Source organism: Pectobacterium polaris, assembly GCF_002307355.1.
GTDB classification, from domain to species: Bacteria; Pseudomonadota; Gammaproteobacteria; order Enterobacterales; family Enterobacteriaceae; genus Pectobacterium; species Pectobacterium polare.
In genome coordinates, this window is sequence record NZ_CP017481.1 from 2673567 (window position 1) to 2695671 (window position 22105).

A 22105-nucleotide genomic window follows, 5' to 3' on the forward strand; every position below is an offset into this window, starting at 1 on the left:
ATTTTTTATTCGCAGCTTACCACTTCCAGCAAAGATGGCTTTCAGGCTGCTGGCGTATTGGGTAAAGCGAAGTGCGTAGTCTTATTCTGAAAAGCTCGTCTTGGAAGATCTTCTCCTTGTGCTCTTCGCTTCGTCGTCAATACTATTGGGGTGAAAAATTGGCTTTGTCGACTTGGTTATATTTTTATAAATAAACATATTGATGAGTAATATTTTGTTAGCAATGTCAGTTGGCTAGCGAATCTATGAAGTATTTACACAAAAGCAGAAGGCTTACGGATCTGGGTATGTAGCCACAGGATGGTGTTCCGTACGTTGTTTGACAGCGCATTGGTTGCTATAAGCCAAGGGCGGTAGCGTGTCTGATGCAAAACATTCACATAACGGGTTGATGATGGTGCAAAAATGCAAGAATTCATGGTGGTTTTCCTGAGTGCGTTTATTGCGTTGTTTCTGGCAAGAAAAGTAGCAATAAAAGTCGGGCTGGTGGACAAACCTAATGAGCGCAAGAGACACCGTGGTCATATTCCACTTGTTGGCGGTGTTTCTATCTATATGGCCCTGTGGGTTATGTATATTTTTGATCCTGCATGGCTCCCCGACTTCTCTCTTTACATGGTTTGTGCGACGGCATTGCTCGTAGTAGGTGTTTTAGATGATCGTTTTGATCTTCCTGTGCTTCCGCGTGTTGGCTTACAAGCACTTGTCGCAGGTTTGATGATGTATTCTGGTTTATACCTTATCAGCCTTGGTCATGTGTTGTTCGGCTATGAGCTGTTTCTGGGGATCTTTGGTTACACCGTTACTCTATTTGCGGTATGGGGCGCGATTAATGCTTTCAACATGGTTGATGGTATTGATGGCTTACTCGGGGCGCTTTCTTGCGTTACGTTTGGTGCGCTAGCTGTTGTTTTTTACCTTGGTGGGCGCCATGAATTAGCACAATGGAGTCTCTGCCTGCTAGCTGCGACACTGCCTTATATCCTATTGAATCTTGGTGTTCCGTGGGGACTGAAGTTTAAAGTATTCATGGGAGATGCCGGAAGCACGCTCATCGGCTTTACCGTTATCTGGCTGCTAGTGCTCGCAACGCAAGGCAAAGAGGCGATAATCCGCCCAGTAACGGCATTGTGGCTGATCGCTGTTCCTTTAATGGATATGGTGACGATCATGGTGCGCCGTATTCGCAGAGGTGATAGCCCCTTCAAACCCGATCGTGAGCATTTACATCATATTTTGATGCGTGCAGGATTGAGCTCTCGACAATCTTTGCTCGCAATTGTTTTGGCGGCTTTGTTTCTTGCCGCAGTGGGTATTATTGGTGAGCTTAGCGGTGTGATGGAACCCATAATGCTGAGCGCATTTCTGGTGATTTTTGTTGGCTATTTTTGGTCAATTACCCGAATATGGCGTCTACTGACGTGGTTTCGGCGTAGTAGCCATAGACATGTTGCTGTTGCGGAGAAAATGGAGCAACGGCGCTAATGCAATGAATTAGCTGTTTTTTACGTCCCACTCTGCGGGTTTATTCGAATAAAAATCCTCTATAATAACGAGTTATTTTGTAGGGATTTGCGCGACATTTAATCATAAGCGATGGCATAAACAGGATGATAAAGCACAAATTGAAATTGATGGCAATGGTGGTGTCTGTAGCTTTTCTGAGCGGCTGTACCCTAATTCCCGGTAGCCATCTTTCTACGAGTGGTAAAGAGGTAGTCGAGCAGCAAGATGCTGATTTTAATATTGATAAATTAGTTAATGTTTATCCACTAACACCTTATTTAGTGGATAAAATGCGGCCGAAGCCATTGATTGCGCAAACCAACCCTGCGTTGGAACGTGAACTACAGCAGTATGAATACCGCATTGGTATTGGCGATGTCATCATGGTTACCGTGTGGGATCACCCTGAGTTGACAACACCTGCGGGTACATATCGTACTGCGGCTGATACAGGTAACTGGGTGCACTCCGACGGCACAATCTTCTACCCCTATATTGGTAAGGTAAAAGTTGCGGGTAAAACGGTAACTGAGGTTCGTGAAGAAGTTACATCCCGCTTGGCTACCTATATCGAATCTCCGCAGGTTGATGTCAGTATAGCGGCTTTCCGTTCCCAGAAAGCTTATGTTACGGGGGAGGTGAAAACCTCTGGTGAACAATCTATTACTAACGTGCCGTTAACTATCCTAGACGCAATTAACAAGGCGGGTGGGTTAAGCGAAAATGCAGACTGGCGCAATATTATTTTAACCCATAACGGTCAGGAAAAACGCATTTCTCTTCAGGCGCTGATGCAAAACGGTGACCTATCTCAGAATACTCTGCTCTACCCTGGTGACATTCTCTATATTCCACGTAATGACGACTTGAAAGTGTTTGTTATGGGCGAGGTTAAAAAGCAAACCACGCTTAAAATGGACCGAAGCGGTATGACACTAACCGAAGCGCTTGGTAATGCTGAAGGGATAGATCAAACGTTGGCTGATGCAACAGGCGTGTTTGTTATTCGTCCTCTTCGAGGAACTCAGGGACCAAAGTTAGCGAATATTTATCAACTTAATGCCGCCGATGCAACTTCCCTCGTCATGGGTGCTGAGTTCCAATTACAGCCTTATGATGTCGTTTATGTTACCACTGCGCCGATTGCTCGTTGGAACCGTTTGATTTCACAGCTTGCACCAACTATCTCAGCCTTTAATGATCTTAGTGAAGGTAGCTTGCGTGTTCGCACTTGGCCATAGAGATAATTATGTTTGATTCAATACTTGTAGTTTGCGTAGGAAATATCTGCCGCTCCCCAACAGGGGAGCGTTTGTTGAAACAGGTATTGCCTACAAAGAAAATAGCATCAGCAGGGTTGGGGGCTCTGGTAGGAAAACCTGCGGATGAGACAGCCACTAATGTCGCAAAGCAGCATAATCTTTCTCTGGATGGGCATGAGGCGCAGCAACTGAATTCAGCGCTATGCCGCCAATATGATCTCATTCTGGTTATGGAGAAGGAGCATATTGATGGAGTGTGCCGTATTGTGCCTGAGGTTCGTGGTAAAACCATGCTTTATGGGCATTGGATAAACCAGCAAGAAATTGCTGATCCATATCGTAAAAGCCGTGAAGCCTTTGAATTCGTCTATTTACAACTTGAACAGTCAGCGCAGAAATGGGCGCAGGTATTAAGCCGTTAATAAGTCAGGGAACCCCATGGCAGAGAAAATTTCAGTAAAAGCATCCGAAACGAATACGGATGAGATTGATTTAGGACGTTTGTTGGGAACATTGCTGGATAATCGTTGGTTAATTATTGGTGTTACTGCAGTTTTCACCATTCTTGGTATTCTTTATGCAAGCTTTGCTACGCCGATTTATAAAGCAGACGCACTCATTCAGGTGGAACAAAGTTCCGGTAATTCTTTGCTGAAAGATATTTCCAGCGTGTTACCTGATGCGAAACCAGAATCGGCTGCTGAAATTGAGTTGATTAAATCACGCATGGTAGTTGGCAAGACGGTTAACGATCTTTCTTTGGATATTATCGCGCAGCAAAAATATTTTCCCGTTTTTGGTAAGGGTTTTTCTCGTTTTATAGGCGAAGAATCTGGAAAAATCGCAGTATCAAGGTTAGAAGTGCCTCAATCATGGCAGGATGAAGCCATTAATCTTTATGTTATAGATGATAGTAATTACTCAATAGAAGCGGGTGATGTCGTAAAATTTAACGGGAAGGTAGGACAGATAGAAAAGCATAATGGCCTTTCTTTATTAGTTAGCGATATTAAAGCTGAAAAAGGTACAGTTTTTTATATTAGAAAATTAAAAACTATTGCCGCGATTAATAATGTATTGAATAATTTAGTTGTGGCAGATAAAGGTAAAGATACTGGGGTCCTATCTCTCAGTTATGAGGGTGAAGATCCAGAGCTAACTAATAAGGTATTAAATAGTATCAGCCAAAATTATCTACAGCAAAATGTCGAGCGTAAATCAGAAGAAGCAGGGAAAAGTCTGGAGTTCCTTAAAGAGCAACTTCCAAACGTACGGCTGACGCTTGATGAAGCGGATAATAAATTAAACAACTATCGGCAAAAGAATGAATCGGTTGATTTGTCTTTAGAAGCTAAAGCGGTTTTGGATACGATGGTGTCCGTCGAGTCTCAACTTAATGAACTAACGTTTAAAGAAGCGGAAATATCTAAGCTGTATACTAAAGAACATCCTGCTTATCGTGCGTTGATGGAAAAACGAAAAACGCTGGAAGAAGAGCGAGAAAAAATCAACAAACGGGTAGGCGGGATGCCAAAAACTCAGCAGGAAATTTTACGCTTAACGCGTGATGTGAACGTAGGGCAAGAAGTTTACATGCAGTTGCTAAATAAACAGCAGGAACTGAGCATTAACAAAGCGAGTACGGTCGGTAATGTTCGTATTATTGATACTGCAGCACTCCAGCTTAAGCCTGTAAAACCGAAAAAATTAATTATTGTATTATTGGCTATAATCGCCGGTTCAGTAATTTCAACAGCATTTGTTATATTAAAGACCATGTTGCATAAAGGAATTGAAAGCCCAGAGCAACTTGAAGAGTTAGGAATTAATGTGTATGCCAGTGTTCCTTTATCAGAATGGCAACAGAAGAAAGATAGGTCATTATTAGGAAAAGGCAAGAAAGGTAATACGCGCTCGACTGAGCTTCTGGCTGTGGGTAATCCTGCGGATCTCGCCATTGAAGCGATTAGAAGTCTGCGTACCAGTCTACATTTCGCAATGATGGAAGCTAAGAATAATGTACTGATGATTTCTGGTGCTAGCCCTGCAATTGGTAAAACATTTATCAGTGCGAACCTTGGTGCTGTTATCGCCCAATCAGGGCAGCGCGTATTAATTATCGACTGTGATATGCGTAAAGGTTATGCCCATGAACTCATGGGCACTCATGGTACAGATGGCCTTTCCGATATACTTTCTGGGCAGATAGCAGCAGAAAAGAGTGTCCGTAAAACAGCAGTAGAAAACATGGATTTTATTGCTCGTGGACAAATCCCCCCAAACCCTTCTGAGCTGTTAATGCATAGCCGTTTTTCTCTGTTTATTGACTGGGCTTCAAAGCATTATGATATTGTTCTATTGGATACTCCACCAATTTTGGCAGTAACTGATGCTGCAATTATCAGTCGTAATGCTGGAACTTCCCTCTTAGTTGCGCGTTTTGAAGTGAACACTCTGAAAGAAATAGAGGTTAGTATACGTCGTTTTGAACAAAACGGTGCCGAAATTAAAGGAGTCATTCTTAACGCAATAATGAAACGTGCGACTAGCTATTACAGTTATGGCAACTATCATTACACATATGACTATAAGTCTGACACCTGACTTATATTTATAACATTATAAAAATAGAAATTTTTCAAATTGAGCTATATTTAAATGATGAAATAATAGGCTGAGTGAAAACTCAGCCTATTATCTATGAGGATTAATAATGAAAGGTATCGTCTTGGCCGGTGGTTCCGGAACACGTCTTTATCCAATAACACTTGGTGTCTCTAAACAACTATTGCCTATTTATGACAAACCGATGGTTTACTATCCATTGTCGACACTTATGCTTGCTGGAATAAGAGATATATTAATTATAACAACTCCAGAGGATAATTCTTCATTTCAACGTTTATTAGGTGATGGTGGGAAATTTGGAGTTAATATAAGTTATGCTATTCAGCCCAGTCCAGATGGTTTAGCTCAGGCGTTCATTATTGGTGAGGAATTTATTGGCAATGATCGATGCTGTTTGGTATTAGGTGATAATATCTTCTATGGTCAATCTTTTTCTCGTACATTAGAGCAAGCTGCTAGCCGTGAATACGGGGCTACAGTTTTTGGTTATCGAGTCAAGGATCCTGAGCGTTTTGGTGTAGTTGATTTTGACTCAAATAATAAGGTTTTGTCTATTGTAGAGAAACCGTTACAGCCAAAATCAAGTTGGGCTGTGACTGGCCTATATTTCTATGACAATCGTGTGGTTGATTTTGCTAAACAAGTAAAGCCTTCAGAACGAGGTGAGCTTGAAATAACGGCACTTAATCAAATGTATCTCGATGATGATAGCTTGAATGTCGAATTATTAGGCCGTGGTTTCGCATGGTTAGATACAGGAACACACGAAAGTTTACACGAAGCATCATCATTCGTTGAAACGATTGAACATGTTCAAGGATTAAAAGTTGCTTGCCTTGAAGAGATTGCTTGGCATAAAGGTTGGCTGGATGATTCGCAACTGGTTCATTATGCAGAACCCATGTTAAAAAATGATTATGGGCGCTATTTAATGTCACTGATTAAACCCGTTAGTTGAGATGTTTTAATAATGAAAATACTGATTACTGGTGCAAACGGTCAAGTTGGGACTTGTCTAACTAAAAAATTAAATGGACAAGTGGAGTTGTTGGCTGTAGATCGTGATCGATTGGATATTACCGATAGAAACGCAGTTTTTAATGTTGTGACTTCATTTCAGCCAGATATTATTATTAATGCAGCAGCACATACAGCAGTAGATAAAGCTGAGCAGCAAATTGATCTATCCAATAAAATTAATTGTGATGGGCCACAATTTTTAGCTGAAGCTGCACAGGAAACTGGGGCTGCGATATTACATATCTCTACGGACTATGTGTTCAACGGAAATAGCGTTAAACCTTATATTGAGTCAGATGTAGTAGATCCACAAAGTATATATGGCAAAAGTAAATATGCAGGTGAACTAGCTGTTTCTACAACATGTACTCGTCATATTATATTAAGAACGGCTTGGGTGTTCTGTGAGGATGGCAACAACTTTGTTAAAACGATGCTTCGTTTAGGAAGGGAACGCAGCTCTTTAGGCATTGTAGCAGACCAATATGGTGGTCCTACTTATGCTGGGGATATCGCTGATGCATTGATTATTATTGCAAAAGTGATTAATAAAGGAGAATTTGAACATTGGGGCATTTTTCATTTCTGTGGTATGCCTTATGTTACTTGGTTTGATTTCGCGGAAAAAATATTTGATAAAGCAGTGGAAAATAATGTACTCCCACACAAACCAGTCCTTAAACAATTGAGTACTGAAGAGTATCCAACACCTGCGAAGCGTCCCAAATTTTCAATGCTTGATTGTAATAAAATAAATAAAACTTTCGATATCCAACCGAGCAATTGGATTGAGTCTCTGAATAATATTAATCTGTACAAATGAGAAGTTACTATGAAAATTATTGATACTAAAATATCTGATGTGAAAATTATTGAACCTACGGTATTTGGCGATGAACGTGGTTTTTTCTTTGAAAGTTTCAATAATAAAAAATTTGAAGATTCCATTGGTTACTCTGTTGATTTTCTGCAAGATAATCACTCTAAATCTGTTAAAAATGTATTGCGTGGTTTACATTATCAAAAGAAACCAGTTGAGCAGGGTAAATTAGTTAGATGTATCCATGGTGAGGTATTTGATGTTGCTGTTGATATTCGTGAGTCTTCAATAACTTTTGGTCAATGGGTTGGTGTGACTCTTTCTGCTGATAATAAACGTCAGTTATGGATTCCTGAAGGGTTTGCCCATGGGTTTTTAGTACTATCTAATACTGCTGAATTTGTTTATAAAACAACGAATTATTATAGTCCTTTGAATGAGGTTTGCCTTAAGTGGAATGATATAAAACTAAACATTCAATGGCCGTTAAATGGAAATGTTCCTATTTTATCGGATAAGGATAATAACACAGAAATAACGTTGGATAATATTGTTGCTAAAGTTAAAGGATAGTCTTATATGAGTCTGAAGTTTGCAACTGTATTTAGAGATTTTGAGACAGTACATTTAACAAAAGACGTTGGTATGATACCTATAGCGATGAGTAAAATTTTCGGTTCAACATCAAAAATATATTACTGGTCGAAAAAAAGAAATAAAATAATAAACAATGATTATAAAAATTTTGTTGAGCTTTCACCAATAATTGCATCATCTCGTTTGGGGTTTTTAATAAAGTTAATTATAGTTTTGCTTAGAGATGATGTTAAATATCTAAATGTATATCATCTTAAAAATGAATCATTTATATTGATTTTTCTTTCGAGAGTTTTTTTTATAAAAACTTATCTTAAATTAGATATGTCTATTGAAACTCTTGAGAGACTTCATGATAAAAAAATATCAAGATACATATATCGTTTTTTTATTGAGGTGGTTTTTCGGATTGCAAATATCGTTAGTGTTGAGAGCGAAGAGCTTAGAAAAAAACTACATGATATTTTTCCGCGATGCAATATTATATATTTACCAAATGGTATTGCAAAGGAGACAATTCCAGAGTCTTTTTTTAAAAATAATTCTAAAAAAGAGAATGTATTTTTAGTCGTTGGGAGAATTGGAGCATTTCAGAAAAATCATGAAATAATACTCCATGCAATTTCAAAAATAAGAAATTTTAGAAATTGGAAGGTAAAGTTTGTTGGACCTGTGGATAATAAATTTTTACAAACAATCGATGATTCTTTTGAAAATGATTCATACCGAGATAGATTTGAGTTTTTGGGTAATAAGAGTAGGGAAGATCTATTTAATCTTTATGAAAATTCAAGGGTTTTTCTTTTACCTTCTCGTTGGGAAGGGTTTTCTATAGCATTACTAGAAGCTGCATATATGGGATGCTATATAGTTGCTACAGATGTGGGCGGGGTTAGAGAGGTTAGTAATAATGGCGAGTTCTCAACCATAATTAAAGGCTGCGATAATGAGCTGGCTCATGTAATGCAGTGTATTATTGATGGAACTCTTGATACAGAGCGTCAGCGGGAAGAAAGGAAAAAATTTTTAGAACAAGAGTATAATTTGGAGAAAAACTTAAGGGAAATCAATTGGAAGTAATATCTTTATAGCTGAATTAGTAAGTTTTTTTTATGACTTATTTTAAACTACACTGGGAATAAAACTACTTGGTACTATATTACAAATCAACCTCTCCGAAATTATTATTTCCTTTAACAGAATTGAATGTATTCAATGCGATTATGGTTTGTGTTGATTGTAATTAAATTCCCTCAACTGGTCTAATATAAATAGAGGTGTAATTAACCATAGGTGTTTTTTTATGCGAATGCTAAGGGGTGAAATCGATTTGATACGTTAAATAACCTATCTAAAGTTTAAGTAAATCAATAGTGTTGTGAGTTATTTAGAGAAAATATTGTGAAAATAAACATAAGAAATCTAGGATATTCGTTTTCCCTGAATATTTTAAACGCTTTATTTCCGTTAATGACATTGCCATTCGTTTTTAGAGCTTTTACACCAGATTATTATGGTGAGTATGTGTTGGTTAATATTATTTACCAAATAGTATTCACTATTTCAAGTTCAGTATTAACTCAGTATTTTATTCGTGAGTATACTTTCTCTTTTGCAAATGAGCCTGACGAAATTCGGTATAAATGTGGTGAGTATATACTAATTCAACTGTTCTTTTCTTTTATGGGGGTTGTTTTATATTCTATATTGATTCTTACTTTTTACAAAATATCAAATGCAAATTTAAGTCTAGCTTTGTGGTTTTACATACCTCTCTTTTTTTCTTTTCTTAACGTAGACTGGTATTATTATGCGACACAAAAATATAGAGCTATTTTTTATAGAACGCTAGTTGTTAAATCTGTGATTTTATTTTTTGTTTTCTTCTTTATAAATAAAGATGAAGATATTGGGATTTACTCATTCATCATTGCTGTATCTTACTCAGCCACAATACTTATTGGCTTTTTATATATAATTAAAGATATTTGTTTCAAAAAACCATCTTTTATATCATATAAAAAACACTTTTTCGGTGTGAGGCATTTCTTTTTCAATTCATTCATTGGACTAGGTTATCAATATATTGATCAGTTGATACTTAGTATGTTGCTTGATCGAAAAGATCTTGCCATATTAAATATATTAAAACAAATAATTGCAATGCTTGCTCTCTTTCCTGCTACCCTATGCAGATACATGTTACCAGATGCTATTAATAGCTATGTTTCAGGAAATGAAATAATATATCATAAAAAATATGATCGATTTTTTTTAATCTCAATATCATTTATTTCAGTAGCATTTTTATTTTTGGGATTTGAGTTTTTATCGATTCTAACAGGTGAAAAGTATACTTTTTCATTCAATGATGTTTTGATGTGTTCTTTGTGCTTTACTGTTACTGCTGTGTCCGTTTTTATAGATACCCAGTATAGCATCCCGCAAAGAAGAGAGTTCATCACAACAAGATCTAACATGGCGGTATTAATTGTTTTTCTAATGTTACTTTATCCATTGATAATTATTTTAAATTATAAAGGTGCTTTAGTTAGTATGTTTTTTGCCGAGATGTCAGGGGTGATAGTAATGATTTTATCACATAGGTTAATCAATAAAAAACATCAGAAGTATTGATATGAAAAAAATATCTATAATATTAGTAAGTTATAATTCTTGTGAATTAACATTGCAGACAATCAAATCCATCTATGAAAAAACGCAGGGCATTACATTTGAAGTAATTCTAGTTGATAATAATTCTATCGACGACACTTTGGTGCAAGTGGAAAAGTTATTTCCAAAAGTTATTTGTATAAAAAATAATGAAAACAAAGGATTTGGTTCAGCTAATAATCTCGGTGCTAAGAGGGCGAGTGGCGACTATCTATTTCTCTTAAATACAGATACCTTACTAATATCTAATGCTGTAAAAATATTGTCGGATTATTTAGATCTACCTGAGAATAAAAATGTTGTTGCTGTAGGTGGGAATCTAGTAGATATAAATCATAGACCAATGACATCACATTCTAAACTCTTCCCTGGTGTGCTTTTTGAAATAAATGAATTGTTTTTTAATTTCTTGCATAAAATTAAAATCTTTAATTATTTTTTTAACTTCTCTGGAAAAGCAATACAATTCAGAGGTAGTGTATCTGGTGCAGATTGCATGATAAGAAAAAAACAATTCGATGAGATTAACGGATTTGATGAAGATTATTTTCTTTATTATGAAGAAACCGATCTTTTTTATAGGTTGACTAGATATAATTATTTAGTGGCAAATGTTCCGAATGCCAAGATAATTCATTTAGAAGGTGGTTCTGAAAAAAATAAAGAGCGCACATTAGAACGGTCCTTTGCTAGTAAAAATATTTATATGTCAAAACATAAGTCTTCTTTAATTATTCATATTATTAGATTTTTATCTGTTTTAAAGTCCAGTTCAAGAATTATCCTTTTTAGTCTTGTTAAAGAGAAAAAAGAGTACTGGCAGGCTATAAAAAAAATTGAAAATAAAGTATATTCTGAAAATCGGCATTTGAAATGAAAAAAAATATAGTAAGTTATAGAGTATTATGTTTGTTATTTTTCTTAATACTGTCTCTTATTGCAGGATTAAGGGCAGGACATGATCCTGATTATCTTAATTATAAAGAGATATATGATTACTCAGGTATCGTATCAAACATTGATATTGAGCCAGCATATTTATGGTTAAATATTTTTTTAAAGAATATAAATGTTAATTTTGAAGGCTTAGTTCTAATAATAGCAATTTTTTCATTGATGATAAAATCCTCTGTTATTATAAGATATTCAGAGTATGTTTTTCTAAGCGCAATTATATATATATCATCAATCTATATAATGTTTGATCTTATTGCTATAAGGCAAGGTCTCTCTATTTCATTTCTTATGCTTGCGGCCAGTTATTCTGCTAGTAATAAAAAAATAGCACTTTTATGGGTTTTTATTGCTTCTCTATTCCATATTGCATCTTTAATATTTCTTCCTATGGTTTTTATTCTTGGAAGAGAGTTTAGTAAAAAATTCCTTATGATATGTTTGGGGTTTTTAATATTTATTATTACCACATCATCTATATTTTCATTCATAGATTTTTTGCAAAATTTAAATGTTATACCTGGCTTCGTTTTATCGAAACTTTCTGTTTATTCTTCGTATAATAACGAAGGTGGTTATTCCTATAAGCAAATCTTAGTTTCAATTGTTGCGTTCATTATATATACGCGAGTTGAATGTCCACAGTATGTGAGATCGTGTTGTATTATTTATATATTTGGTTGTGTTATATCTTCACTTTTTTCATCAATTAGTGATATTGCATTTCGAATGAAATGGTTTTTCTTATGGGGTGAGATTTTCTTTTTTCCTTATATCTTAAAGTTCTTTTGGTATAAAGTAAAAACACCAGAAGCCTACGTGTTGTTAAAAATGGTATTTATATTATTATTGTTAATTGTATATATATATCCTGCATATCTCCTTGTGCTATCGATACATGAGCGTGGATTTAGCCTTATCTTTTAGATAATAAATCTATCTGTCCGCGATCATCATAGGTACTTAATTTTACGGGATACTAAGACTATGCCTACCTACCATGATGATATTTATTACCGGCGAAAAGAATACAGAACCTCAACGGTTTCATGACACTCGCCTTGGCATAAGAGAAAGTGAGAATAAGTCAAAATAGGGTAATTTTAACTTGTCTGTACATGTTGAGTGTTCTAAATATGAGATACTGTCGGTATGATTATTGACGATGTCAACAAGATTAATGAAGGTAGCATAATCTTCTTCCATTGATATATGAAATATTACCCCGATTAGCTATAGATACTCCATGTAGTACTAGACTGTGCGGCCATTACTACCCCAAATTAATTAAGGGTTGGGCTTATATATTTATTTATTATTTTAAGCCTGAATCTGAGTGCAATTGAGCGATTGTATAACGTAATGGATGAGCATATGTAGAATCATCGCTATCTTGGAAGCTCCCGAGATTTTTGAATTACGTTATACTCTCTTTTGTAGTTATTCTGCCAGAATTAACAGATGTCACAGGCACCCATGAGTTCATGATCGCTTTCAGGAACTCAAACCAGTATCTTCAGATTGTTGTGCATAAATCTAAAATGCGTTGTGATTTATTAACGACTTGATTAATAATTAAATGAGTTGGTATGAAAAAAATAATATTCTATTTGAACAGTATGCAACCAGCTGGTGGGATCGAAAGGGTTGTTTCCACATTAGTAAATAAATTAAATAAAGTCAGTGATGTGAGTATCTTGGTAAAAGATAAACCTACATCATTTTATAAACTCCATCCTGATATACCTTTTCAAAGTTTAGGTATTAATTTAGTTCTTAATATGAAATCACGGCTGATTCGGGCTGTTCAGGTTTTGATTGGCGTTGCTCATGCTAGGAATAAAATAAGGACTTATTTTAAAAATAATACTTGTGATTTTTTTTGTATTACCGCTCCAATTAATCTTCTGGAGTTAATGTTAGCGGGTGTAAGTCTCAAGAAAATAATAATTACGGAGCATGGAGCTGCTGATAACTATAATTTTTTCTACAAGGCAATAAAATTTCTTTTTTATAAAAAAAGTCATAAGCTTATAGTTCCAACGAAAACAGATGCCGCTGTCTATAAGAAACAATTTTTTCCTGTGAAATATATCCCACACTTCAAACCTGATATGGAATATAGTCGTAGTGATTTATCTTCACGAGTTGTTCTCAATATTGGAAGATTCACAGAAGATAAACAACAATTACAGCTGATGAAAATTTGGCACGACTTAATAAAAGAAAATTCTATTCCTGATGGTTGGATATTGAGAATCCTAGGAGGTGGGGAGCTAGAAAATGAAATCAGAGAGTTTATTTCTGAAAATAAAATTTCATCTATCGAACTAAAACTTCCTCGTGCTGACATTGATAATGAATATAAAGGTGCATCTTTATTTGCGTTGTCTTCGAAAAGTGAGGGGTTCGGTATGGTTTTACTAGAAGCGATCTCTTTTGGTCTCCCATGCATTGCGTACGACTGTAATTCAGGACCAAGAGATATATTAATTAACAAGGAAAATGGTTTTTTGATCCCATTGAATAATAAAGAAGAATATAAAGATAAATTAAAATTATTATTAAATAATTCGTCCTTATTACAAAATATGGGGAATGCTGCCTACATTTCATCTCTTTCATGGAATGATGAAAGAATAATAAATGGCTGGCTTGAGGTAATTAATGAATGAATGTTTCTGTTGTTATTCCAGCTTATAATGCTGAATTGACGATCAAAGACTGCATACAGTCTGTATGTAATCAAAGAAATATTTCCTGTGGTGATTTACATGAAATAATAGTTGTAAACGATGGTTCCACGGATAATACTCTTAAAGTATTAGAGGGAATTAAGAACGAGAATAAAGAATTCAATATTGTTTTATATAATAAAGAAAATGGTGGCGTATCTTCAGCAAGAAACTATGGTATAAAAAAGGCAACTGGTGATTGGATCGCATTATTAGATTCTGATGATATATGGATTGAGGATAAGCTTTCAGTACAGCTAAATATCTTAAAAAGTAGTCTTCACGAAATTGATTTTCTCGGATGTGCGAGAAATAATGAAAAACTTTTCCTGCGAGGAAAAGCTATAAATTATTTATATAAAGCATCTGTTTATGATCTCCTTTTAAAAGTGTTCCCTCAGACTTCCACTGCACTGATTAGAAGGTCTGCTTTACTTTCTGTTGGTATGTATGATGAAGAAATGACACACTCTGAAGATGCAGATCTTTGGGTAAGAATTTGTGAGGAATTCAATTTCTTTTATCATCCTGATTCACTTGTTGTGACAGGTAATGGAAAGTTAAACTTTGGTCAAAAAGGTCTTTCTGCCAATCTTGCAAAGATGCATCAGGGGACTTTACTTCTTTTAGACAAATGTAGGGAAAGAAATGTTATTAGTTCTTTTAGATGCTTTATTTATAAATTTTTTTATAATTTAAAGTATATCAGAAGGGTCTTAATAATAAAAATGAGATCATGATATGATTTATAAAATTAAATGGTTTATATCGGCTATTATTCTTTTACCTTTTTTTAAGAGAATTGGATTTCCATCATATATTGCTTTTCCTCTTTTTTTCAAAGGGGGGAAGAGGATATCCTGTGGCAAGCGGGTTCGTATTTTCCCCGGTTTAAGAATTGAGACTCATAATGAGGGGGTTGTGACCATTCAGGATAATGTAGGTATTGCACAGAATGTACATATTACCTCTGCAGGTAGTCTTATTATCGGCAGTGGAACTATAATAAATGCAAATGTATTTGTCACTAATATTGATCATGTTTACACTGATATCAATTTGCCAGTTAGTGACCAGGGTTTCAAAGTTTCAGATACCTATATTGGTAGCAATTGCTTTATTGGTATAGGGGCTGCAATACAAGCAGGTAGTATTCTTGGGGATCATTGTATTGTTGGGGCTAACGCTGTTGTTCGTGGAAAGTTTCCTGCCTATTCTGTTATTGTAGGTGCACCCGCGAGGATTGTTAAAAGATACGATCATGATAAAAAACGGTGGGTTAAGGAAGATCATTAGTATGTCGAAGGTATTATAGTGAAAAATTTAAATTTTCTGAAGGGGAAGAATGTCGTACTATTCTGCCCAAAGTTTTTCTCATATGACGTAAAAATTCGGGATGAATTAGAATCTTTGGGGGCTAATGTAATCCTGTATGATGATAGGCCATCAAATTCTGTTATGGTTAAATCCCTGATACGCTTAAGGATCAATTTTTTAATTCAATTCTTAATTAATAAATACTATAACTTCATAATGAAAGAGATGGAGTCATTTCGACCTGATTACATTTTTTTTGTTAATCCTGAAACACCGAATAAAAGTATTCTGCAAAGGATGAAACTGAAATTTAATAAAACGCCCTTTATTCTCTATATGTGGGATTCTATTGCTAACAAGAAAGGTATTTTGCAATATCAAAAATTTTTTGAACATTGTTTCACTTTTGATAAGCAAGATTCACTTACGCTGAATTTTGATTTCCTTCCTCTTTTTTATTCTAATGATTATACAGTAATAACTAATAGCAAAGTAAATCCAGTTTACGACATATCCTTCATTGGTACGATTCATAGCCAAAGAATGAAATTAGTTGATAAAGCAGTAAACGCTGCTAATGCAGTTAATCCATTTATTTACTTTTATTGCCCAAGTGTTTTTGTCTTTTTTTACAAAAAGTATTTTTCTAAAGAATTAAAAGATGTAAGTATTAAACAGGTTTCATTTGTACCAATGTCATCTAAAGATGTGCTTGATATTATTGGGAAATCTCATTGTGTTGTAGATATCCCCCATAGTGCGCAACGAGGTCTTACCATGCGTACTATTGAGATGTTAGGCGCGGGTAAAAAAATAATAACTACAAATAAAAACATTGAAGAATATGACTTTTTCTTAAAGGATAATATCTATATTTGGGATGATGAAAATACGGATGGTTTACACGACTTTCTTTTAAAAGATTATCGTCAATTACCGTTGGATATCTACACTAAATATAGTTTAAGAAGTTGGTTGGTGAGTGTTTTTTCATCGACTGATGTCAATGCTCAATAATTTTATTATTCTTATGTTAACTTTAAGTTATTTAGCTAAATGATCTGTAGAGGTTTTAATGAAATTCAAACGAGTTCTAATTACCGGTGGTGCAGGGTTTATTGGTTCAAATCTTGCCTTAAAACTGCTTGAAAGGGGATATGACGTATCCGTATTAGATAATCTTTCTCCACAAATTCATGGTACAGATCCTACTCAATCACCTCTTTATCGTTCAATAAAAAACCGCGTCACGTTTATTCATGGAACAGTGCTTTCCAAAAATGACTGGGCTACCGCTCTTAATGATGTTGACGCAGTGGTTCATCTGGCTGCTGAAACTGGCACGGGCCAGTCGATGTACGAAATAGAACGTTATACGGATGTAAATATTAAAGGAACCTCCATTTTTCTGGATATCCTGGCTAATGGAAAACACGGTGTTAAAAAAATCATCGTAGCGTCCTCTCGGTCTATATATGGTGAAGGACGCTATTTTTCTCAGGAGTACGGTGATGTTTACCCGATTGAGAGAAAAGATGAAGATATGTCTAAAGGTGATTTTGAGGTTAAATGCCCCATTTCTGGTAAGGCTGTGACATTACTCCCAACTCATGAAGATAGCCGGATTCATCCGTCCTCTGTTTATGGAATCACTAAGCAAGTACAGGAACAGATGTTTCTGGTGATAGGTAAATCGCTCGGTATTCCTGCTGTAGCTTTCCGTTATCAAAATGTTTATGGTGCAGGCCAGTCACTATCTAATCCTTACACTGGCATTCTTTCTATCTTTTCAACACGAATTAAGAATGATAATCCGATAAAAATCTTTGAGGACGGTCTTGAGAGTCGTGATTTTGTGTATGTTGATGACGTTGTTGAAGCTACAATTCTTGGACTTGAGAAAGAACAAGCTAATTATGAAGTGTTTAATGTTGGCTATGGTGAGCCTGTCAGTGTGCTGAAAGTAGCTAATACACTTAAAAAATCTTATGGTACGAATACCGATATAAGTATTTCCAATAATTATCGCTTAGGAGATATCCGACACAACTATGCTGATTTGACAAAAATAAAATCGCTACTCGGTTTTGAACCTAAAATCTCTTTTGAAGAGGGAATATCACTTTTCACCGCTTGGGTTAATAATCAAAAAATACAAGCTGATGACTATGAGAAAAGTTTGATCGAAATGAAAGAGAAGGGATTATATAAATAGTGTTAATTCATACCACTATGTTGTTTTTATATGTTCTATAAATATAGCTTTTCTAGAATAACTTATACTACAAGTTATTCTGGCTTCGGTAATGTGATGTGTTATGAAATCACGGTGAGATTATTTAGGTCAGTAAACTCAGCTAACGTTACGTAAATATCACCTAGAATATGATAAGTATCATAAGTATGAAAAGCTAATATTTTATACAAAGTCGCTTTGTGGCTGATTAGGTGTAATCTTAGTGTCATGAGTAGCGTTATGGCATTACGCTACAGAGGCAATCAACCAGATAAAAACCATCAGATTGAAGAGAGTCAATCCATGACATCATTGAAAGCTATTATCCCTGTAGCAGGTTTAGGGATGAATTTGTTACCTGTGACCAAGGCAATTCCTAAGGAAATGTTGCCACTGGTTGACCGCCCGGTGATTGAGAAAATCGTCAACGAGTGTGTGAGGGCGGGGATTAAAGAAATTGTTCTGGTGACGCATGCGTCGAAAAACGCAATTGAAAACCACTTCGATACCTCGTTTGAGCTTGAATCTCTGCTGGAAGAACGCGCCAAGCGTCAACTGCTGGCCGAAGTACAGTCTATCTGCCCGAAAGGCGTGACGATCATGAACGTTCGGCAGGGAGAAACGCTGGGGCTAGGGCATGCGGTCTCCTGTGCTCGCCCAATCATTGGCGATAGTCCGTTTGTGGTGGTATTGCCTGATGTGGTGCTGGATGAAAGCACGGCCGATCAGACGACGGAAAATCTGGCGCTGCTGATCTCCCGCTTTGAAGAAACCGGGCGTAGTCAGGTGTTGGTGAAACATCGTCCTTATGAGGTGTTGCCTGAGTACTCAGTCGTCGATTGTGACAAACCGCTGGTGAACCCAGGCGATGCCGCAGCGATTACGTCTATGGTTGAAAAACCTGAGGCACCATCTGAAACGGGATCTGACCTTTCTGCGGTTGGGCGCTATGTATTAACTGCCGATGCCTGGTCGTTGCTGGAAAAAGCGGTCCCTGGTGCGTGGGGACGTATTCAGTTGACGGATGTGATTGCCGATATGATCGCGACTCAGCAGGTTGATGCTGTGCAAATGTCAGGCAAGAACTTTAACTGCGGCCGTAAATTGGGTTATGCGCAGGCATTTGTGTCCTATGGATTACGCAATCCTGAGTTTGGTGCCGAATTTAAAGAAAGTATTAAGGCGCTGCTGAAAAAGTAATATTGCGTGATAACTCGCTGTAAAACCGCAGATCGTTGAATCGTTCTGCGGTTTTTTCTTTTTCCCGCCATACGTTCCGATTGGGTGAACTTTCGCTATCAAACCAATCACTACCCACTCACGCAAAGCTGAGTTACCATGTCGGCCTGTTTTTAAATTGCTTGCAAGGTCGCAATGCGAGGCGTTGTCGCCGTTGCAGGCAGGTTATCCTTCAGACAGGAGTTGCTTTAATGTCCAAACAGCAAATTGGCGTTGTTGGTATGGCGGTGATGGGGCGCAATCTGGCGCTGAACATTGAGAGCCGTGGCTATAGCGTTTCCATCTTTAACCGTTCTTCCGATAAAACCGATGAAGTTATCGCGGAAAATCCGGGTAAAAAACTGGTGCCGTCTTACACCGTTGAAGAGTTTGTCGAATCCCTGGAAAAACCACGCCGTATTCTGCTGATGGTGAAGGCCGGTGAAGCAACCGATAAAACGATTGAATCGCTGAAACCTTACCTGGAAAAGGGCGATATTCTGATCGATGGCGGTAACACCTTCTATAAAGATACGATTCGCCGTAATCGCGAACTGTCCGCTGAAGGGTTTAACTTCATCGGTACAGGCGTATCTGGTGGGGAAGAGGGCGCGCTGAAAGGGCCTTCCATCATGCCTGGCGGCCAGAAAGAAGCGTATGAGCTGGTTGCTCCGATTCTGGAACAGATTGCCGCACGTGCTGATGGCGAAGCTTGTGTGACCTACATTGGCGCTGATGGCGCAGGTCACTATGTCAAGATGGTGCATAACGGCATTGAATACGGCGACATGCAGCTTATTGCTGAAGCCTATGCATTGCTCAAGCAGGCACTGGATCTGGGCAACGACGAGCTTGCCGCGACGTTCTCTGAGTGGAATAAAGGTGAGTTAAGCAGCTATTTGATTGAGATCACTGCCGATATCTTCAGGAAGAAAGATGAAGAAGGTAACTATCTGGTTGATGTGATTCTGGATGAAGCGGCTAACAAAGGCACCGGTAAATGGACCAGCCAAAGTTCTCTGGATCTGGGTGAACCGCTGTCTCTGATTACGGAATCCGTTTTTGCCCGTTACTTGTCTTCACTGAAAGATCAGCGTGTTGCTGCCTCTAAAGTGCTGACCGGCCCGACAGCTCAGCCATTCGGTGGTGATAAAGCCGAATTTGTTGAGAAAGTGCGCCGTGCGCTGTATCTGGGTAAAATCGTTTCTTATGCTCAAGGCTTCTCACAGCTTAAAGCCGCATCAGACGAGAACAACTGGGATCTGAACTACGGTGAAATCGCCAAGATTTTCCGCGCTGGCTGCATCATTCGTGCGCAGTTCCTGCAGAAAATTACCGATGCGTACGAGCAGAAAGCCGATATCGCTAACCTGCTGTTGGCCCCTTACTTCAAGAAAGTGGCTGATGAATACCAGCAAGCTCTGCGTGACGTCGTCTCTTACGCTGTTCAGCAAGGTATCCCGACGCCAACCTTCTCTGCGGCTATTGCTTATTACGACAGCTACCGCTCAGCCGTGTTGCCTGCTAACCTGATTCAGGCTCAGCGTGACTATTTCGGCGCTCATACTTATAAGCGTACGGATAAAGAAGGCGTATTCCATACCGAGTGGCTGGAATAGTCGTTTCTTATGACTAGATAGCACCGTTTGTTAATAAAACGCCAGATTAGGAAATATCTGGCGTTTTTTGTATTGATGAATCAGTGGATTGATATCGTTAGGATATCTATGACTTTTTTTCTGGAATACTGTAAATTTCCTTAAAGAAATCTGCTTTTTTACCGAGATCATTGCTGTTTATTACATCGGGATCTTGCTATTTTTAACGGTGTTGCAAAAATTGAGTTGTAGTTTTGCTTTCTGGTGTTGTTTGTCAGAGGTGGTTTTATCTCATAGATGGTTTTATCGCCATTGAACTGTAACTCATTACTGGGAGGATCCCAGTAACGGTCGGTAACGACGCAAAACTAAATCGGTTTGCCGTTGTGCTGGCTGAAATGAAGGACGGGGTATGGTCTTTTCGACGGTACCCCACCCTGAAGTACTTCATGTTAAAAAGGAAATCGTAATGAAGAAAACGTTAATCACGCTGGCCGCGGTACTGGCCATGTCGTCAAACGCGTTTGCTGTTGATGGCGTCTCCAGCGCTACGGCTGCTGGCACCACGACCACTGGTACTACTACCACCACAGTTACCGGCGCAAGCGTTGCTGGTGCTGCTGGTGCCGCTGGTGCTGGTGTTGCCGCTGGTACCACTGCACTGATTGCTGTGGGTGTTGCTGCCGCTGTTGCTGTTGGTGTCGCTGTTGCTGTTTCTAGCAACGATGACAGCTCTCCTGCGGGGACAACGACGGCTACGACTGGTACTGCCGGTTAATACCGTTTCAATTCTAAGGCCACTTCGGTGGCCTTTCTTTTTCCGGGCTACGCTGTTCAACGAGAACTGCATTCCATGACAAAAATAAAACGAATAGCAAAGGTGAATTCGCTTCTTGCCATCCCTTTTTTATCCATTCTGTTGGTCGGTTGTTCCCAGAATATGAATTCGGTAGGGAAAACGTTCAAGTTAGCTTTCGTTGGGCAAGATGACACCCACGTAACCGCTAAGCAGGTTACCAATACACCGTATGCATCGGCCTATCTGAAGGTGGGTAAAGCGCCCCAGGCGTTTGTCGTGCTTGCTTTTGCCGAGCAGAACCAGTTGAAGTGGATTGGGGCTGATAAAAATATGGTCGCGACCCAACATGGCCGTTTAGTGAAAACGCAGGGTTTCGGCGAAGACATCACCTATGTAGATAACCTGCAGCAGGATCCCCTGACCTTAGGTCTGTTGAAGGCATCAACGCCAATGACATGGCAAAGCCGGGTTGAGTGGGCGCAAGTCTTCCGCGGTGGTTACGAGACCCGGTCCGTTTTTCAGGCCCGCGGCAAAGAAACCGTAAAAATTCTGGATACCTCGCGTGAGCTGCTGCGTTTTGATGAGCAGGTGACCGTCCCCACCTTGAATGAATCTTACACCAATAGCTACTGGCTCGATCCGACTAACGGAAACGTCATTCAAAGCCAGCAGTATATGGGGCCAGATATGGCACTGGTCAAATTCACCGTATTAAAACCCTACGTCCAATAAGGGGCTG

At 37.9% G+C, this 22105-nt stretch carries 20 protein-coding genes; all 20 read left to right on the forward strand.

Translation table 11 applies throughout. The features are described 5' to 3' along the window. Positions 1-405 precede the first annotated feature (405 nt). The 20 genes from wecA to BJJ97_RS12165 all read left to right on the forward strand — a co-directional run bounded on the left by wecA (position 406) and on the right by BJJ97_RS12165 (position 22098). Positions 406-1485, forward strand: coding sequence for a UDP-N-acetylglucosamine--undecaprenyl-phosphate N-acetylglucosaminephosphotransferase (gene wecA, locus BJJ97_RS12070; RefSeq protein ID WP_095994068.1), 1080 nt, complete (start codon positions 406-408; stop codon positions 1483-1485). Between the two features lie 125 nt (positions 1486-1610). Then, complete coding sequence (locus BJJ97_RS12075; protein ID WP_095994069.1) at positions 1611-2747, forward strand: polysaccharide export protein; 1137 nt, start codon at positions 1611-1613, stop codon at positions 2745-2747. Between the two features lie 8 nt (positions 2748-2755). Then, positions 2756-3190, forward strand: a complete 435-nt coding sequence (locus tag BJJ97_RS12080) for an arsenate reductase/protein-tyrosine-phosphatase family protein (RefSeq protein ID WP_095995359.1) — start codon at positions 2756-2758, stop codon at positions 3188-3190. A 16-nt stretch (positions 3191-3206) separates the two neighbouring features. Beyond that, positions 3207-5372 carry a tyrosine-protein kinase Wzc gene (gene wzc / locus BJJ97_RS12085; RefSeq protein ID WP_095994070.1) on the forward strand — a complete coding sequence of 722 codons (2166 nt, stop codon included), beginning with the start codon at positions 3207-3209 and terminating at the stop codon, positions 5370-5372. A gap of 109 nt (positions 5373-5481) precedes the next feature. Next, positions 5482-6354, forward strand: a complete 873-nt coding sequence (gene rfbA / locus BJJ97_RS12090; RefSeq protein WP_095994071.1) for a glucose-1-phosphate thymidylyltransferase RfbA — start codon at positions 5482-5484, stop codon at positions 6352-6354. A 12-nt stretch (positions 6355-6366) separates the two neighbouring features. Then, positions 6367-7239 (forward strand): dTDP-4-dehydrorhamnose reductase, encoded by an 873-nt coding sequence (gene rfbD / locus BJJ97_RS12095; RefSeq protein WP_095994072.1) that lies wholly within the window; start codon positions 6367-6369, stop codon positions 7237-7239. 9 nt (positions 7240-7248) lie between these two features. Further along, positions 7249-7809, forward strand: a complete 561-nt coding sequence (gene rfbC / locus BJJ97_RS12100; RefSeq protein WP_095994073.1) for a dTDP-4-dehydrorhamnose 3,5-epimerase — start codon at positions 7249-7251, stop codon at positions 7807-7809. A gap of 6 nt (positions 7810-7815) precedes the next feature. Next, positions 7816-8913, forward strand: a complete 1098-nt coding sequence (locus BJJ97_RS12105) for a glycosyltransferase family 4 protein (protein WP_095994074.1) — start codon at positions 7816-7818, stop codon at positions 8911-8913. A 321-nt stretch (positions 8914-9234) separates the two neighbouring features. Then, positions 9235-10470, forward strand: a complete 1236-nt coding sequence (locus tag BJJ97_RS12110) for an oligosaccharide flippase family protein (protein WP_095994075.1) — start codon at positions 9235-9237, stop codon at positions 10468-10470. Position 10471: 1 nt separating this feature from the next. Continuing rightward, positions 10472-11386 carry a glycosyltransferase family 2 protein gene (locus BJJ97_RS12115; RefSeq protein ID WP_095994076.1) on the forward strand — a complete coding sequence of 305 codons (915 nt, stop codon included), beginning with the start codon at positions 10472-10474 and terminating at the stop codon, positions 11384-11386. Next, a complete protein-coding gene (locus BJJ97_RS12120) occupies positions 11383-12390 on the forward strand; it encodes an EpsG family protein (RefSeq protein WP_095994077.1) in 1008 nt (335 codons plus the stop codon). Before BJJ97_RS12115 ends, BJJ97_RS12120 begins: the two co-directional genes overlap by 4 nt. 662 nt (positions 12391-13052) lie before the next feature. Beyond that, complete coding sequence (locus BJJ97_RS12125) at positions 13053-14138, forward strand: glycosyltransferase (RefSeq protein ID WP_095994078.1); 1086 nt, start codon at positions 13053-13055, stop codon at positions 14136-14138. Continuing rightward, entirely contained in the window at positions 14135-14938 is an 804-nt protein-coding gene (locus BJJ97_RS12130) for a glycosyltransferase family 2 protein (protein WP_095994079.1), read from the forward strand. Before BJJ97_RS12125 ends, BJJ97_RS12130 begins: the two co-directional genes overlap by 4 nt. Before the next feature lies 1 nt (position 14939). After that, positions 14940-15494: a DapH/DapD/GlmU-related protein gene (locus BJJ97_RS12135; protein WP_095994080.1), complete on the forward strand. Its 555-nt coding sequence runs from the start codon at positions 14940-14942 to the stop codon at positions 15492-15494. Between the two features lie 18 nt (positions 15495-15512). Further along, on the forward strand, positions 15513-16532 hold the full coding sequence (locus BJJ97_RS12140) for a hypothetical protein (RefSeq protein ID WP_095994081.1): 1020 nt from the start codon (positions 15513-15515) through the stop codon (positions 16530-16532). Between the two features lie 58 nt (positions 16533-16590). Further along, entirely contained in the window at positions 16591-17730 is a 1140-nt protein-coding gene (locus tag BJJ97_RS12145; protein WP_095994082.1) for an NAD-dependent epimerase/dehydratase family protein, read from the forward strand. Positions 17731-18054: 324 nt separating this feature from the next. Next, positions 18055-18951, forward strand: a complete 897-nt coding sequence (locus tag BJJ97_RS12150; protein WP_039558357.1) for a sugar phosphate nucleotidyltransferase — start codon at positions 18055-18057, stop codon at positions 18949-18951. 230 nt (positions 18952-19181) lie between these two features. Continuing rightward, positions 19182-20588, forward strand: coding sequence for an NADP-dependent phosphogluconate dehydrogenase (gndA, locus tag BJJ97_RS12155; protein ID WP_039492568.1), 1407 nt, complete (start codon positions 19182-19184; stop codon positions 20586-20588). A gap of 448 nt (positions 20589-21036) precedes the next feature. Then, positions 21037-21345 carry a hypothetical protein gene (locus BJJ97_RS12160; protein ID WP_095698942.1) on the forward strand — a complete coding sequence of 103 codons (309 nt, stop codon included), beginning with the start codon at positions 21037-21039 and terminating at the stop codon, positions 21343-21345. A gap of 75 nt (positions 21346-21420) precedes the next feature. Further along, on the forward strand, positions 21421-22098 hold the full coding sequence (locus BJJ97_RS12165; RefSeq protein ID WP_095994083.1) for a YjbF family lipoprotein: 678 nt from the start codon (positions 21421-21423) through the stop codon (positions 22096-22098). The last annotated feature ends 7 nt before the right edge of the window (positions 22099-22105 follow it).

What these genes read in the sequence shown, in the direction of transcription:
- BJJ97_RS12115 (WP_095994076.1), top strand. Translation starts at nt 10,472, where the DNA reads ATGAAAAAAATATCTATAATATTAGTAAGTTATAATTCTTGTGAATTA.
- BJJ97_RS12150 (WP_039558357.1), top strand. Translation starts at nt 18,055, where the DNA reads ATGACATCATTGAAAGCTATTATCCCTGTAGCAGGTTTAGGGATGAAT.
- BJJ97_RS12080 (WP_095995359.1), top strand. Translation starts at nt 2,756, where the DNA reads ATGTTTGATTCAATACTTGTAGTTTGCGTAGGAAATATCTGCCGCTCC.
- rfbD (WP_095994072.1), top strand. Translation starts at nt 6,367, where the DNA reads ATGAAAATACTGATTACTGGTGCAAACGGTCAAGTTGGGACTTGTCTA.
- wecA (WP_095994068.1), top strand. Translation starts at nt 406, where the DNA reads ATGCAAGAATTCATGGTGGTTTTCCTGAGTGCGTTTATTGCGTTGTTT.
- wzc (WP_095994070.1), top strand. Translation starts at nt 3,207, where the DNA reads ATGGCAGAGAAAATTTCAGTAAAAGCATCCGAAACGAATACGGATGAG.
- BJJ97_RS12125 (WP_095994078.1), top strand. Translation starts at nt 13,053, where the DNA reads ATGAAAAAAATAATATTCTATTTGAACAGTATGCAACCAGCTGGTGGG.
- BJJ97_RS12160 (WP_095698942.1), top strand. Translation starts at nt 21,037, where the DNA reads ATGAAGAAAACGTTAATCACGCTGGCCGCGGTACTGGCCATGTCGTCA.
- rfbC (WP_095994073.1), top strand. Translation starts at nt 7,249, where the DNA reads ATGAAAATTATTGATACTAAAATATCTGATGTGAAAATTATTGAACCT.
- rfbA (WP_095994071.1), top strand. Translation starts at nt 5,482, where the DNA reads ATGAAAGGTATCGTCTTGGCCGGTGGTTCCGGAACACGTCTTTATCCA.
- BJJ97_RS12105 (WP_095994074.1), top strand. Translation starts at nt 7,816, where the DNA reads ATGAGTCTGAAGTTTGCAACTGTATTTAGAGATTTTGAGACAGTACAT.
- BJJ97_RS12130 (WP_095994079.1), top strand. Translation starts at nt 14,135, where the DNA reads ATGAATGTTTCTGTTGTTATTCCAGCTTATAATGCTGAATTGACGATC.
- BJJ97_RS12135 (WP_095994080.1), top strand. Translation starts at nt 14,940, where the DNA reads ATGATTTATAAAATTAAATGGTTTATATCGGCTATTATTCTTTTACCT.
- BJJ97_RS12145 (WP_095994082.1), top strand. Translation starts at nt 16,591, where the DNA reads ATGAAATTCAAACGAGTTCTAATTACCGGTGGTGCAGGGTTTATTGGT.
- BJJ97_RS12165 (WP_095994083.1), top strand. Translation starts at nt 21,421, where the DNA reads ATGACAAAAATAAAACGAATAGCAAAGGTGAATTCGCTTCTTGCCATC.
- gndA (WP_039492568.1), top strand. Translation starts at nt 19,182, where the DNA reads ATGTCCAAACAGCAAATTGGCGTTGTTGGTATGGCGGTGATGGGGCGC.
- BJJ97_RS12120 (WP_095994077.1), top strand. Translation starts at nt 11,383, where the DNA reads ATGAAAAAAAATATAGTAAGTTATAGAGTATTATGTTTGTTATTTTTC.
- BJJ97_RS12075 (WP_095994069.1), top strand. Translation starts at nt 1,611, where the DNA reads ATGATAAAGCACAAATTGAAATTGATGGCAATGGTGGTGTCTGTAGCT.